This is a genomic window from Flavobacterium sp. SM15, from assembly GCF_022012335.1.
In the GTDB taxonomy this organism is placed as follows: domain Bacteria; phylum Bacteroidota; class Bacteroidia; order Flavobacteriales; family Flavobacteriaceae; genus Flavobacterium.
The window spans coordinates 333,973-348,324 of sequence record NZ_JAKLTO010000002.1 but is presented as its reverse complement, the minus strand read 5'-3'; the positions used below and the strand labels follow the sequence as shown (position 1 = coordinate 348,324).

Annotated in this window: 10 protein-coding genes; 2 read left to right on the top strand and 8 right to left on the bottom strand. The window is 38.0% G+C overall.

Annotated elements, in window-relative coordinates; translation table 11 throughout:
- Window positions 1–3: 3 nt before the first annotated feature.
- Window positions 4–1,098 carry an acyl-CoA desaturase gene (locus LZZ90_RS04455; protein WP_237789482.1) on the bottom strand — a complete coding sequence of 365 codons (1,095 nt, stop codon included), beginning with the start codon at window positions 1,096–1,098 and terminating at the stop codon, window positions 4–6.
- A 111-nt stretch (window positions 1,099–1,209) separates the two neighbouring features.
- On the opposite strand from LZZ90_RS04455, the gene rsmG reads away from it, so the two are divergent.
- Window positions 1,210–1,839 carry a 16S rRNA (guanine(527)-N(7))-methyltransferase RsmG gene (gene rsmG / locus LZZ90_RS04450; protein WP_237789481.1) on the top strand — a complete coding sequence of 210 codons (630 nt, stop codon included), beginning with the start codon at window positions 1,210–1,212 and terminating at the stop codon, window positions 1,837–1,839.
- An 87-nt stretch (window positions 1,840–1,926) separates the two neighbouring features.
- Here rsmG and pruA read toward each other — a convergent pair whose 3' ends face one another.
- The 3 genes from pruA to LZZ90_RS04435 form a co-directional block, all read right to left on the bottom strand.
- Window positions 1,927–3,552 (bottom strand): L-glutamate gamma-semialdehyde dehydrogenase, encoded by a 1,626-nt coding sequence (pruA, locus tag LZZ90_RS04445; RefSeq protein ID WP_237789480.1) that lies wholly within the window; start codon window positions 3,550–3,552, stop codon window positions 1,927–1,929.
- Between the two features lie 104 nt (window positions 3,553–3,656).
- The gene (gene apaG / locus LZZ90_RS04440; protein WP_237789479.1) at window positions 3,657–4,043 is read right to left on the bottom strand and encodes a Co2+/Mg2+ efflux protein ApaG; all 387 of its coding nucleotides are present in this window, start codon (window positions 4,041–4,043) and stop codon (window positions 3,657–3,659) included.
- A gap of 70 nt (window positions 4,044–4,113) precedes the next feature.
- Window positions 4,114–5,367: a DUF5103 domain-containing protein gene (locus LZZ90_RS04435; protein ID WP_237789478.1), complete on the bottom strand. Its 1,254-nt coding sequence runs from the start codon at window positions 5,365–5,367 to the stop codon at window positions 4,114–4,116.
- 171 nt (window positions 5,368–5,538) lie between these two features.
- On the opposite strand from LZZ90_RS04435, the gene LZZ90_RS04430 reads away from it, so the two are divergent.
- Window positions 5,539–8,349, top strand: coding sequence for a pitrilysin family protein (locus tag LZZ90_RS04430; RefSeq protein ID WP_237789477.1), 2,811 nt, complete (start codon window positions 5,539–5,541; stop codon window positions 8,347–8,349).
- 55 nt (window positions 8,350–8,404) lie between these two features.
- Here the strand turns inward: LZZ90_RS04430 and LZZ90_RS04425 are convergent, their stop codons facing one another.
- From LZZ90_RS04425 to LZZ90_RS04410, 4 genes are all read right to left on the bottom strand, one after another.
- Window positions 8,405–9,175: a class I SAM-dependent methyltransferase gene (locus tag LZZ90_RS04425; RefSeq protein ID WP_237789476.1), complete on the bottom strand. Its 771-nt coding sequence runs from the start codon at window positions 9,173–9,175 to the stop codon at window positions 8,405–8,407.
- On the bottom strand, window positions 9,175–9,993 hold the full coding sequence (map, locus tag LZZ90_RS04420) for a type I methionyl aminopeptidase (RefSeq protein ID WP_237789475.1): 819 nt from the start codon (window positions 9,991–9,993) through the stop codon (window positions 9,175–9,177). The genes LZZ90_RS04425 and map overlap by 1 nt, the downstream gene beginning before the upstream one ends.
- A 133-nt stretch (window positions 9,994–10,126) precedes the next feature.
- Entirely contained in the window at window positions 10,127–13,723 is a 3,597-nt protein-coding gene (locus LZZ90_RS04415) for a T9SS type B sorting domain-containing protein (protein WP_237789474.1), read from the bottom strand.
- 59 nt (window positions 13,724–13,782) lie between these two features.
- Window positions 13,783–14,325, bottom strand: a complete 543-nt coding sequence (locus LZZ90_RS04410; protein WP_237789473.1) for a thioredoxin family protein — start codon at window positions 14,323–14,325, stop codon at window positions 13,783–13,785.
- Window positions 14,326–14,352 lie beyond the last annotated feature (27 nt).

The following is a 14,352-nucleotide window of genomic DNA, read 5'->3' as shown; positions in this document are numbered from 1 at the left end:
CGTTTATGCTAATTGTGGTTTTTGTCCCATTTCTTTTAAATGTTTGAAATGCGAATGCACCGCCGAACGCATGGTTTTGAATTCGTAATACGGTAAGTTACATTCCGCAGCCGTCTGTTTTACGATTTCGCCAATTTTGCTGTAATGTACATGGCTGATGTTCGGAAAAATATGATGCTCGATCTGATGGTTCAAACCGCCAGTGTACCAGTTTACCAACCAGTTTTTTGGTGCAAAATTCGCTGTGGTGAACAACTGGTGGGCTGCCCATGTATTTTCGATTTCGTTGTTTTCGTCCGGTTGCGGATGATCGGTTTCTTCAACCACGTGTGCCAATTGGAAGACGATGCTTAAAATCAATCCAGCGGTGTAGTGCATGATAAAGAACCCTAAAAGTACTTCCCACCAAACTATTCCTAAAAGCATTGGGATCACCAACCAAATGGAAAAATAAATCACTTTTGTAATTACTAAAGTAGACCAAAGTTTTACAGGGCTAGGAAATTCCCCATAAGACAATTTTCGCTTGATGTAGCTTCTCATCTGTTTGAAATCGGTAGTGATGGCCCAGTTAAAAGTTAATAGACCATAGAGGAAAACAGAATAATAATGTTGGAATTTATGCACTGGCGACCAGTCTGCGTGTTTGGTAAAACGGATGATGCGTCCGGCTTCCAAATCTTCATCGTGCCCGTGAATGTTGGTGTAGGTGTGGTGTAATACATTGTGTTGTACTTGCCAGTTGTACACGTTTCCTGCCAAAATATAGATACTTCCACCCATGATTTTGTTCAGCCAAGGCTTGGTAGAATAGGAGCCGTGGTTTCCGTCGTGCATAACGTTCATTCCCACACCGGCCATACCGATACCAATTACGATGGTCATTAGTAAATGGGCCCAAAGCGGCAAATCTAGTGCGAGGATCAGGAAATAAGGGGTTAGGAATATTGAAAACATAATCACCGTTTTCAGGTGCAGTTTCCAGTTTCCGGTTTTTTTGATGTTGTTTTCCTTGAAGTATTCGTTAACTCGTTTGTTCAGCGTTCTGAAAAATTTCAGACTGTCAGACTTTGAAAAAATAGGAGCGTTATTTTCCATATTCTATTTCATTAAATTCGCCCAAAGGTAATTATTAATAAATAGGTAATTCGTTAAAGTTGATAAAAATTTCACTCAGAAAATGTGTATTTTTGCTTAAATTTTTAAATAATGCAGGATATTGTAAATTATTTCCCTAATCTTACTGATACTCAGATAGAACAATTCCAAAAATTGGAAGAATTGTATAAAGATTGGAATGCTAAAATCAATGTGATTTCCCGTAAGGATATTGAAGAGCTGTACACCAAACATGTGCTTCATTCGTTGGGAATTGCGAAGGTGATGGAGTTTCTGCCCGGTGCCAAAGTACTGGACGTAGGCACTGGTGGTGGTTTCCCCGGAATTCCGCTTGCGATTTTATATCCTGAAACGGATTTTTATTTAATCGATGTGATTGCCAAAAAAATTCGCGTGGTGAATGAAGTTGCCCAAGGATTAGGTTTGCAGAATGTAAGAGCCGAACAAATGCGCGCTGAAAACGTGAATGAGGATTTTGATTTTATTGTAAGCCGAGCCGTAACCAATATGCCGGATTTTTACAAATGGGTGAAGGATAAGATAAAGAAGAAGAGTAACCACGAATTAAAAAACGGGGTTTTGTATTTGAAAGGCGGAGATTTAACTGAAGAGTTGAAGGATTTTCCAAAAGCAACCCTTTATAATTTATCTGATTTCTTTAAAGATGAATTTTTCGAAACCAAAAAAGTGGTGCATTTGCCTTTGAAATATAAAGTTTAAAGGGAAAAGGAAGAAGTGAAAAGTGATAAGAACATAAAAAAAGTCGAACCGGTAAGGATTCGACTTTTTTGTTTATGAGTTTTGTTCTTAGCCTAAGAACGGATATCTGTAATCTGTAGGGGTTACAAAGGTTTCTTTGATGGTTCTTGGAGAAACCCAACGCAATAAGTTCAATACTGAACCCGCTTTATCATTAGTTCCCGAAGCTCTTGCTCCTCCAAATGGTTGTTGTCCTACAACAGCTCCTGTCGGTTTATCGTTGATGTAGAAGTTTCCAGCTGCATTTTCTAATGCTTTGGTTGCTTCTACAATCGCGTAACGGTCTTGGCTGAAGATAGCTCCGGTTAAAGCATATCCGGATGTTCCGTCTACCAATGCTAGCGTTTCTGTCCACTGAGCATCTTCGTATACATAAATTGTAAGTACGGGCCCGAACAACTCAGTTTCCATCGTTACATAATGAGGATTTGTAGTTAAGATAACGGTCGGCTGAATGAAATATCCAACGGATTTGTCATAAGAACCTCCTGCAATGATTTCTGCATCAGCATCTTGCTTAGCTCTGTCTATGAATCCTGCTAATTTATCAAAGGATTGTTCTGAAATTACTGAAGAAACGAAGTTGCTCATGTCTTCCGGTGATCCCATTTTCATCGAAGCTAAATCGGCTAACAATAATTCTTTTACTTTTGGCCAGATAGAAGCCGGGATGTACGCTCTTGAAGCCGCAGAACATTTTTGTCCTTGGTATTCGAAAGCGCCTCTTGATAATGCTGTTGCTACTTGAGCAGGAATAGAAGAAGGGTGTGCTAAAACAAAATCTTTACCACCTGTTTCTCCCACGATTCTTGGGTAGGTTTTGTATTTGCTGATGTTTTGGCCGATTTTCGCCCACATGTCGTTAAATACTCCGGTTGATCCTGTAAAGTGGATTCCCGCGAAGTCAGGACTTGATAATAAAGTATCGGAAATCATTCCTGAATTACCTGTGATCATGTTGATAACCCCAGCCGGTAAACCTGCCTGTTGGAAAACTTCCATAATTACATTAGCAGAATATACTTGAGTAGCCGCCGGTTTCCAAATCACTACGTTCCCCATTAAAGCTGGTGAAGCTGGTAAATTTCCTGCAATCGCTGTAAAGTTAAATGGAGTGATGGCGTACACGAATCCTTCTAAAGGACGGTGTTCCATACGGTTCCAGATTCCTTCTGAAGAGATTGGTTGCTCGGCATAGATTTGCGTCATGAACTGAACATTGAAGCGCAAAAAGTCAATCAACTCACAAGCCGAATCGATTTCTGCCTGATGCACAGTTTTTGCCTGAGCAATCATTGTAGCTGCATTGATTTTAGCTCGGTAAGGGCCGGCTAATAATTCAGCGGCTTTTAAGAAGATGGAAGCTCTTTGCTCCCAAGGCATGTTCGCCCATTTTTTCTTAGCTTCTAAAGCAGTTGCAATTGCTTTTTCAATGTGCTCTTTTTCTGCTTCGTGGTATTGACCCACTACGTGTTTGTGATCGAACGGAGGGGTCATGTTTTTTGTTTTTCCGGTACGGATTTGCTCAGAACCGATATATAAAGGCACATCTACCGTGCTGTTGTACATTTGCTTGAAAGCTGCAGCCACAGCTTCTCTTTCCGCTGTTCCGGGAGCGTATGATTTAACGGGCTCGTTAACCGCTTGGGGAACATTGTAAATTCCTTTTGGCATAATTTGTTGTATTTGTGTTTTGAAAAATTTCGCGTAGCGAAGATACAAATTATTAGCCAATAAGTTAATTGGTTAACTGTTAATGGTTTTGTAAAATTTTAGATTTAATTTAAGGCGAAAGGAGCGCTTAATTTAAAGGTAGGAATGATCACTCGAAAGCTTCTGGTTGAGGTAAAATTCACCATATTAAAGTAACCTCTCATGGCTCCAAACGGTGAGGAAAGTAAGCAGCCTGAACTGTAAGTGTGTTTTTCTCCGGGTTTTAAAACCGGTTTTTTTCCGATTACGCCTTCGCCGTCAACAATTTCTACATCGTTTAACGAATCGTGAATTTCCCAGTGACGGGAATTTAATTGTACGGAATCTTTACTTTGATTTTCTATGGTTATCTCATAACTAAAGGCAAAGTGAATCTTATAGTTTTTGAAGTAAGTGCCTTCAAAACTAGTCAAAACTGAAATTTTAATACCGCTTGTTATTTGTGAAACCATATTTTATGAAAACGGGTTTGTAACTTCAAAAATAAGAAATATTTATTTCTGTTGCAGAAAAATAAGCTTTTTAATTTGTAATTCCTTCAGAATTAGCGATTCCTCTACCGATAACCCTGTCGTAACGATCATTGTTTCCTCGGTAATAGACTAAAACAAAATAGTTGTTTTCGGTTTGATAAAAATTGCCGTCCACTGCATTTTCCGAGTCTATTTTTCCGTTTTTGTCTGCCAGAACATATTGATAGTTTGTGAAACCCTGTTTTATCAGTATTGCTTTTTCAAAGAGCCCTTTTTCGGAATTGTAATCCATTTTATTTTCCGGGGTTAAGGCATAATTATTGAACATTCCAACAATATATATATCCTTTTTGTCTATAAAAGTGTTGGTGTTCAAAGTGAAATACACCCAGGAATAATCGGCTTCCAAATTACTGTTTTCGGCATTTATTTTGTTGGGAAGAAATCCTCCGTTAATATCTGGCCAATAAGTGTAGGGGTTGTTTTTTCGCGAGGTGTTCATGTATAAATGGGTGTTGTAAATTTCACCCGCGCTAACATGACCTACGTTGTTGCTCACCGTTCGAATGTCTTTATTTTCATAGTAGAGAAATTCGTTACCGGCCCAAAATTGGGTTTCCTTGTTGTATTTATAGATTAAATCAGAACCAAGCGTGTATTGGGGTTTAATGTTGTAAATTGCGTTATCGAATCTTCCGTTCTGGAATAGTGCCACTTTTACATTATTGATTGGGTTTTGCAAAATATTATCCCCCATTTTTACCATAAAATCAAGATTTTGCATTCCGTGAATAGTGCTTAAATCTCTTGAGCGCTTTATTTGCAAAGGAACTGCTACTTGCTCCTCAAAAAGAATGAATTTTTTAGAAAAAACTAATTCCTGATCTGAATTAAAAACTTTAATCATGTAATTTCCCGTAAACAGTATTCGATTAAATTTGTTGGGAAACATCTGTGAATAATGGGAATAAACCTGAAGGGTATTGAATGAATTCTGATAGGTCATAATACGCTGATTGTCCATTCCTTGTAAGTATTCTGCTTTGGCCAGTTGAGAAGGAGTCCAGTCGTAGTTGTATTGGGTAATGGTGTAGTAGTAATCGGCTTCGTTTCCGTATAAATCATCAAATTGTAATTCAAAAGGATCGCCCAATCGGAACATAGGAATCATGATGTTTCCGTTTTGTACAAAACTAACGGTTTTAATGTTGAAAGGTGGTGCGGTTTCTTGTTCAATTTGAGTGTATCCTGTTAAATAACAAAGTGTTAGTATTAGTAGGGAGTATATTTTCTTAAATTGCATTTCTGAAAAAATTAAAAGGTAAATATAAGGATTAACATCGGTTATTGTGCTGTTTTATTTTCGACCACTGTTATAAACGCCCGATTTTCTTTAAAATTGTTAAATATGTTATAATAAAAAACCTACTTTTGAGTTATATGAATAGTTTTACAAAAAAATAATTAATCCTTTATGAAACAACTCAACAAATTAACCTTAGGGTTATTATTGTTCCCTGCAGCTTTTTTTGCTCAGGAAATGGATTGGTCAAAAACCATTCCTTTTGATCCGGAGGTAAAGACCGGAAAACTAAAAAATGGTCTAACTTACTACATCAAGAAAAATGCCAAGCCGGAGAATAAAGTAGATTTGCGTTTGGTAATCAATGCAGGATCTATTCTGGAAGACGACGATCAGCAAGGACTGGCGCACTTTATGGAGCACATGTGTTTCAACGGTACTAAGCGTTTTCCAAAAAATCAATTGGTAGATTATCTTCAAAGTATCGGAGTGAAATTCGGACAGCACTTAAATGCTTACACGAGTTTTGATGAAACCGTTTATTTCCTTCCGATTCCTTCCGACAGTCCTGAAAAATTGGAAAAAGGATTCCAGATTTTGGAAGATTGGGCGTTCAACGCTGTTTTGACACCGGAAGAAATCAATAAAGAAAGAGGTGTTGTTTTAGAGGAATACCGTTTAGGTTTGGGCGCACAAAAAAGAATGATGGGTCGTTTCATGCCGAAATTGATGTACAATTCACATTACGCCAAGCGTTTGCCAATCGGTCAGAAAGAAGTTTTAGAGAAATTCAAACCGGAAACTTTAGTACGTTTTTATAAAGACTGGTACCGCCCGGACTTAATGAGCGTGATTGTGGTTGGTGATATTGATGTGGCGCAGATGGAACAAAAAATCATTGACCATTTCTCAAATTACCAAAATCCGAAAAACGAAAAGCCAAGAAAAATCTTTGATGTTCCTAATCATAAAGAAACTTTTGTAGCTATTGAAAGTGATAAAGAAGCTTCAAGTGCACAAGTTCAGTTAATGTACAAAGACTCTGAGGCTCCAAAACCTGTAGTGAATTTAAAAGATTTTAAGGATGAATTAACCGAAGGTTTGTTTACTTCAATGTTAAATGCCCGTTTGGATGAGCTTACCAATTCTCCAACGCCACCATTTACTTATGGCTATTCTTACCATGGAGGAACTTGGGCTAGAACCAAGGAAGCCTATCAGTCGGTTGCGATGTCTCAGGAAGACAAACAGATTGATGCTTTAAAAGTGTTGGTGAAAGAAAATGAGCGCGTTAAAAAATTCGGATTCACACAAGGCGAGTTGGACCGTGCTAAAGCCGATTTCTTGTCTATGATTGAGAAAAGCTATAACGAGCGTTCTAAAACCAATTCAGAAAATTTTGTGAGCGATTATCAATCACATTTCTTAGAAAAAGAGCCGGTTCCTGGTATCGCATGGACTTTTGATATGTTTAAAAAAATATTACCATTAGTACAGTTGAAAGACGTTAACGGACTAATCAACGGGTTTATCAAAGACGAAAACCGCGTGGTAATTTTAACAGGACCTGAAAAAGCGGGTCTTAAGAAACCAACGGAGCAGGAAGTGTTGAGTGCATTAAAAATTAATGACGCAGAAATCACTGCTTATGAAGATGTTGCCGTAGCTAAAAGTTTGTTGAAAGCAGAGCCAAAAGCCGGAACGATTGTTAAACGCGAGAGTAACGATAAGTTAGGAACCAAAACGCTTTATTTGTCTAACGGTGCAAAAGTAACCTACAAGAAAACCGATTTCAAAAACGATGAAGTTTTATTTGAAGCGATAAGTTTTGGAGGGAGTAACTTGTATTCCGATGCAGAGATGAAAAAAGTACAGTTTGCCAACGGTGCATTAACTGAAGCTGGTTTCTCAGGATTGAAACTGAATGATATTAATAAATTCATGACCGGAAAAATTGCCAACGTATCTCCTTATATTTCAGGAATAACCGAAGGATTGCGCGGGAATGCTACACCTAAAGATCTGGAATATTTGTTCCAGACCACTTATGCTTACTTCACCGATTTGAATTTCGATACAGAAGCATTTGAAGGTTATAAACAAAAGCAATCGGCGTTTTACAAGAATATGGCTTCTCAGCCGAATTTCTTCTTTCAACAGGAATTTTATACTTATTTGAATAAAGAAAATCCGCGTTTTAACGGATTAGTACCTACAGATAAGACTTGGGCTGAAACTGATTATAAATTAGCGTATGATAAATTCAAAGAGCGTTTTTCCAATGCTGCTGATTTCGAATTTTTCTTTGTTGGAAATGTTGAGGATAAAACTATTGAAGCGTTTGCAGCTAAATATTTAGCGTCTTTACCAGGAAATCCGACTAAAGAAAAAAGTAAAGATTTAGGGTACAGAATGCTGAAAGGTGAGCACAAAAAAGTAGTAAATAAAGGAAAAGATCCGAAAAGTAACGTGACAATCATGTACTATGGAGATGCACAGTATTCAGCTAAAGAAGCTTTTGCAATGCAGGCTTTAGGCGAAATTCTTACCATAAAACTTATTGAACAGTTACGCGAAACCGAAAGTGGTGTTTATGGTGTTAATGCACGTGGTGGGATGAATAAAGTTCCTTACGGAGCATATAATTTTAACATTGCGTTTCCATGTGGGCCGGATAATGCTGAAAAATTAACAGCTTCTGCTTTGTCAGAGCTTCAAAAAATTATCACAAACGGGCCAGAGGCTAAAGACTTAGTGAAGTTTAAAGAAGCAGAATTGCAGGATTTCAAAAAAGAAAGCAAAGAAAACAAATTCTGGCTGTCTAACTTTACACGTTCATTCACCAACGAACAAAGTGCAGAAGAAGTATTGAAATTTGAAGAGAAAGTAAATGCGTTAACGGCAAAAGAAGTTCAGGATGTGGCTAAAAAATACCTTACTAAAGACAAAGTAGTAGGAATATTAATGCCTGAGAAATCATAATCAATCAATAAAACGAACAGTTTTAATGAAAAGCGCTGCCTAAGGCAGCGCTTTTTTATTTGTAACAAACCGGTAGGATTTCGCCTTTTGCCAGACAATATTTTTCTACCAGATTAGGTAATATTTTATTAGTGTAGTCTTCTTCAATTACTTTAAAACCAATACTGCGTAATTTGTCGAAATAATCTCTTCCGTAAACACGAACATGATCGTATTGGCCAAAAATTTTAGCACGCTCTTTCGGGTCGGTAATAGAATCGTCTGAAAAAGTAACTGCTCTGGATAAATCCTGTGGAATCTGAAAAATTCCCATACCGCCGGGTTTTAAAACACGGTACAATTCCTGCATGGCTTTGGTGTCATCCGGTATGTGTTCCAAAACGTGGTTGCAGAAAATAATGTCATACGAATTGTTCTCAAAGGGAAGATTGCAAATATCAGCTTTTACATCGGCTAAAGGAGAAAACAAATCGGTTGTTGTGTACTGGATGTTGTTTTGTTTCTTGAATCGTTTGTAAAATTCCTGTTCCGGGGCAAAGTGCAGTACTTTTTTCTTTTCAGTAGCAGTAAAAAAATCAGTCTCGTTTTTTAAGTACAACCAAAGCAAACGATGTCTTTCCAAAGATAATGTGCTTGGTGACAGCACATTGTTGCGCTGGGTTCCATAACCATAAGGTAAGAACATACGAAAACTTTTGCCATCAATAGGATCAGTAAATCGGTTTCCTTTTAAAAGAAAGGCCAAAACAGGTCTTACTACAATACTTAAACGGATAAGAATTGGTCTGGGAATTGTATTTAAAATAAATTTAAAAAGTTTCTTCATTAGAGTACTAAAGGTTGTTTTCTGAATTCGTTTTCCTCGTCAGAAGTAATTCCTAGTGCTTTATAAATATAGGCAAATGTTGATAAAAGCTCTGGTTTTCCATCAACAATAGCCACATCGTGTTCAAAATGTGCCGATGGTTTTCCGTCTGCAGTAGTGATCGTCCAACCATCTTTATGTTGCTTGATGTTTTTTGAACCCTGATTGATCATCGGTTCGATGGCTACTACCATTCCGTCTTGTAGAAGTTTCCCACGCCCACGTTTACCGTAATTTGGCATTTCAGGGGCTTCGTGCATAGTACGGCCGATACCGTGTCCTACCAATTCTCGAACTACGCCATAACCATGGTTTTCACAATATTTCTGAATTGCATTACCAACGTCTTCTGTGCGGTTTCCAGCTTTTAATTCTCGAATACCCACATAGAGTGATTCTTTGGTAACTTTTAATAGTTTTTTGGTGGCTTCGTTCACTTCTCCAACTTCAAAGGTATAGGCGTGATCTCCGTAAAATCCGTTTTTTAAAGCACCACAGTCGATAGAGATAATATCTCCGCTTTCCAAAGGTTTGTCGGTTGGGATTCCGTGTACAACTTGGGAATTAGGGCTCATGCAAAGCGAATTCGGAAAACCGTACATGCCTAAAAAAGCAGGGGTTGCTCCATGGTCACGAATGAACGCATCGGCAAGTTTGTCCAAATATAAAGTGCTAACTCCGGGTTTTACCTCAGAGGCCAACATTCCTAAAGTTTTGGAAACGATCAATGCACTCTCACGCATCAGTTCGATTTCTTCACGGGTTTTAATAATTATCATAGTAGTAAATTATTGGACTGCAAAAATACAATATTCTTCTCGAATTTTTATACGTGGCTTGTTAGCTGTTTTTTAATAAGGAAAACTTGAGTTTGGAATAAAAAAGCTGATTCATTGAACCAGCTTTAATATATTATCTTTTAAGCGAGAAATGACTCTTGAATTCTTTGATTACGCCATTTTTAGTGTAACTCAATTTAAACCAGTAATCATCAGCCGGTTGCGGAATTCCGTTAGAGGTTCCGTCCCATCCGAAATTATTTTGGTCGGATACTTTAAGTAGTTTTCCATAACGGTTGAAGATGGAAACAGTAACCGGGCTGATGCGCTCAAATTTTCGAATCATCCAAATGTCGTTGTAGCCGTCACTGTTTGGAGTAAAAAACCTCGGGTAGTCAATCAGGGTTAACGATGTGCTTTGTTCTCCGCAATTGTATTTATTGCGAACTGTTACAGTGTATTCCATGTCTTGTAGACTGTTAAATACATTGCTGGTTTGCCAATGGGTATTGTCTACAGAATATTCGTAATCAGCTGAAGGAGGAAATGCTATAGCTGTGATGGTATTATCGTTGTCAAAGGCTACAATTTCTTCGGGAGTAGCAGTGATTGAAAAAGGAATGACAGAATTTTGCGTGCTGAAATTAAAAACAGCCGAGCAATTTGCAACATTGGAAGTATTGGTCACTTTCACTGAATAATCGCCCGCAACGCTAAAGGTACATTGACTGTTGTTCTGACCGATGATTTCATTGCCGCTCACCGCATTAGAACCGGTATACCAAACAAAAGAGTGATTGCTTGCCGATAATTGTGTGTCTACCACTGCCGGATTTTGCACATTATTATCTTTGTCAACACAGATGATAAATGGATTTGAACCTAGTTTGTTTTCCGGATAAGGCCTTACAAATAGCTCTAACTCTAAAACTTTATAACAAGGAAGTGTCGTTTCACTATCGCTGTTTATTATACTGTTCAGGCGAACATAAATTTTTTGATATCCTGTTGATGTATTAGAAAATGCAGCCGGGTTTGAAATCGCGTTTGTATTTCCTGCCAAAGCATCACTGCTGTTTGTATAGTATTTGAAATTGATGTTGGTAAGCAGATCGGTACCGGCCATTTGGGTTTCTCGGTCTCTTAAGTTGAATACAGCCAGTCCATTAGAGCCGCACATTTCAAGAGGTGTCGGATTTGTTGTTGCTCCCGGCAATGGTAATGCAATTAGGTTTAATGTTGTAGTGGAAGAACATCCATTGTTGCCTGAATCGCTAACTTTGACAAAAATTGTTGCGGTTGCAGATGTGAAATTGTTTGGAGTTGCAATCGGTAATCCAGCATTTAAGTTGGCCAGAGATTGATAAAAGCTAACCTGATAATTGGTGTTTCCAGAAGTAATGGCATTAATTCTGCTATTTAAATTAAAAACTGCAGTTGGAGTACCACAGGCCGTAATGGGTTGAGGTTGTAAGATGACCGGATTCGGATAGGTAGTTACTGAAAAACTTACAATTGAAAAACATTGAGTTGTGCTGTTGTAAAGACGAACGAAGAATGTTCGGGTCCCAACAGTCAAGCTCATCGGGATGTTTTTATTGAGTACCCCAATGTTGTTTTGAGCATCATTAAAAGAGTTGAAATAACTTGCCTGGACCGCAGCGTTTTGTAGTGCCAGCGCTTCCGGATCATTTGAATTAAGATAAAAAGTATCCGATTCGCAGGTTTTTTTTGTAGAAATTACAGTTTGAAGCGGCGCAGCATTCACAGTTACTTGAAACGTTCCGATTCCCTGACAATTATTGTTGGTTTCAATTCTTGTATAAACCGTTGAAGTTCCAATTGGTATTTCAGAGGTATTGGTTAACGGATTCAGTTCTGTTGAGGCATCGTTGGCGGTTAGGTAAAAAGTTATGTCTGCATTAACCGCTGGGAAATAGGTGTTTTTTATTATCAATCGTTGAGCATTGAAATCGATATAACCAAAATTTTGGTTTACTTCCGGACAAACTGCTGTTACATTCGGATAGCTGGCAATGCTTGTTGGAGTAACTTGTAAGTTTATGGTTGCAATGCTGTTTGCCGTACAGTTAGGTGTGGCATTTTCGTTAACAGCTCTTACATAAACAGTCTGATTAAAAGGATAACCGGTATTGGTGTATTGAACAGGATCTGTAATCGGTAAAGTAAGCGCGTTGTCCTTGTAGTAATAAAGTTTTAGTCCCGGAGTGTTGTTTGTAATGCTGTTGTAAGCCTGAGTAAGGTTGGTAACGGCAATCCCATCGGTGTTGGGGGTAAGGTAATCACATTGTTCTAAAACAACCGGGACGGAATTAACAACCGGCGTTGGAAAAATAGTGATGTTAACCGTGTTGGAAATGTGGGAACACAAACCTTGTTCGGTTGCCTGTAAATAATAAGGAGCCGTAGTGTTGGGCAATTGATTGGCAGAAGATACAGTGAAGTTGGCATTTGTAGCTCCGGCAATAGCCAATCCGTTTTGGTACCATTGGTAAGTTACGTTTGTGTTTACTGCGGCATTTGTATTTGTTGAGGTTAAAATAAAATTGTCTGCTTCACAAATTGTTTGGTCGGATGAAATCTGAATGTTAGGATTTGCAATAATTCTGATAATATTTGAATCTGCTGAAAGACAAGGAGAATTGCTTAGTCGAACAAAATAATCACCTGAAAGGGTTGGCGTAAAATTTGGTGAAGTAGCTCCTGTAATTGCAACATTGTTTAAATACCACTGATAGGATAGGACATCAACCAGATTATTTAATTGTGCGCTGTTAGTGATTACTGTTTGTAAAACTGGGTTAGAATTCAAACATTGATTGGCTGTGTTTTGAATAGTTACCGTAGGAGCGGTGTGAAATTTTAAGTCGATTTGATCCGTGCTTTCAATTAGTCCCGCTGTAGATCCTGTTGGGTTGGTGGTAATGTCGTAGGCAGTAATTACCACTTTATAAATTCCTGTATCTGTTGCGGTAATTGTGTTTGTTGGAGCTAATGAATTTTGAGTGGAAGCAATCACCACATTGTCTTTGTACCAAGTGTAATTAAAGCGCAGATTGTTAGGTTGACCAGGGAAATCCGTAATATCGATAGTTGCTACTAAATCTTTTGTTTGAGGTTTGCAGTAGCTGGTTTGCGTTATTTCTGCTTGAGTATTGTCTAAAATTTTTACTGAGGAAAGAAAATCGCAGTTGGAACTTCCGGTTCCTCCAATTTGAGTAATCTGGATTTCACCCGGAACATTGGAGTAATTGTCTACCAGTAAAACATAAAGCTCTCCGGTAACTGCATTTGGAATGTCAACCAGTTCTACACTGTCCGGCAGCCAACTACAGTCTGTTTCAACCGTTTGGTTCAACTGGCTGCAAATATTGGTTAAATTTGAAAAAGGCCCCCAGAGTACAAAATCAACATCGGTTCCCGAACCATCTGTTCCGGTTTGACTGATTTGAAGCGTAATAGGACCTGTATTTTGTATTTGAATAAAAAACCAAGTTGGCCCTTGGAAAGCTTGACCTATACAGCTGGTTTGAAAGCTTTCGGTATTTCCTCCGGTTGAATTTGGAAAAGGAACGTTAGAGGCACAAGACTGGTATTGTTGGTAATTGGCTTCAAGTTCTGCACAGGAAGGGGCTCCTCGTTGTGCAAAAACGTTGCATATGAAAAATAATAAAAAAAATAGGATTAATTGATTTCCGATCCGCTTCATTCTGTCAATTTTATTAGGATTGACAAAAGTATAAAATTATACCCATCCTGTGTTATTTTTTAATTTTCATAGGCATGCCTATAAAGTTGACCCGAAACAATTTTCAATAAATCCTTTTCTAAACTTTCCATCGGACGCTCCACAATTCGGTGTAATTCTTTTGCGTTTTTGTAAATGATGAAGGTCGGAACGTTAGTGATATTCATGTCTTTTTCCAGATGTTCTGGAGTAACTTTATTTCTGTCAACGGTAATTAATGATATTTTATTGTTGTCGAAATTCAATTCCTCTAAAATTTTATAAAATGCAGGTACCTGTTGTTGGCTGTCCTCGCACCAGGTTCCCATAAAAACAGTTATGTTAATACCCTCAAGATTTTTCTTTATTTCAGAAAGTACAGCTGCATTTGGTTTGTAGTTGTCGTGATTTGGATTGTACCAAAGGTTGTAAGGCATCTTTTTTAATTCAATTTTGTCTTGTTTTCCTAGCAGCATTTCATGGCTTTGAACGGTTGTTACCTCCGAAGTCATAATTGGTTTGCTTTGTGCTGTACAGCTTATAATTGAAGCGGTTAATGCAACTAAAGTGATTATTTTTTTCATAATTGAAGTATAGTATTGCTTTTTGAA

Bases quoted from the DNA above. Each gene is read 5' to 3' on its own strand.
- LZZ90_RS04455 (WP_237789482.1), bottom strand. From the start codon at position 1,098: ATGGAAAATAACGCTCCTATTTTTTCAAAGTCTGACAGTCTGAAATTT.
- rsmG (WP_237789481.1), top strand. From the start codon at position 1,210: ATGCAGGATATTGTAAATTATTTCCCTAATCTTACTGATACTCAGATA.
- pruA (WP_237789480.1), bottom strand. From the start codon at position 3,552: ATGCCAAAAGGAATTTACAATGTTCCCCAAGCGGTTAACGAGCCCGTT.
- apaG (WP_237789479.1), bottom strand. From the start codon at position 4,043: ATGGTTTCACAAATAACAAGCGGTATTAAAATTTCAGTTTTGACTAGT.
- LZZ90_RS04435 (WP_237789478.1), bottom strand. From the start codon at position 5,367: ATGCAATTTAAGAAAATATACTCCCTACTAATACTAACACTTTGTTAT.
- LZZ90_RS04430 (WP_237789477.1), top strand. From the start codon at position 5,539: ATGAAACAACTCAACAAATTAACCTTAGGGTTATTATTGTTCCCTGCA.
- LZZ90_RS04425 (WP_237789476.1), bottom strand. From the start codon at position 9,175: ATGAAGAAACTTTTTAAATTTATTTTAAATACAATTCCCAGACCAATT.
- map (WP_237789475.1), bottom strand. From the start codon at position 9,993: ATGATAATTATTAAAACCCGTGAAGAAATCGAACTGATGCGTGAGAGT.
- LZZ90_RS04415 (WP_237789474.1), bottom strand. From the start codon at position 13,723: ATGAAGCGGATCGGAAATCAATTAATCCTATTTTTTTTATTATTTTTC.
- LZZ90_RS04410 (WP_237789473.1), bottom strand. From the start codon at position 14,325: ATGAAAAAAATAATCACTTTAGTTGCATTAACCGCTTCAATTATAAGC.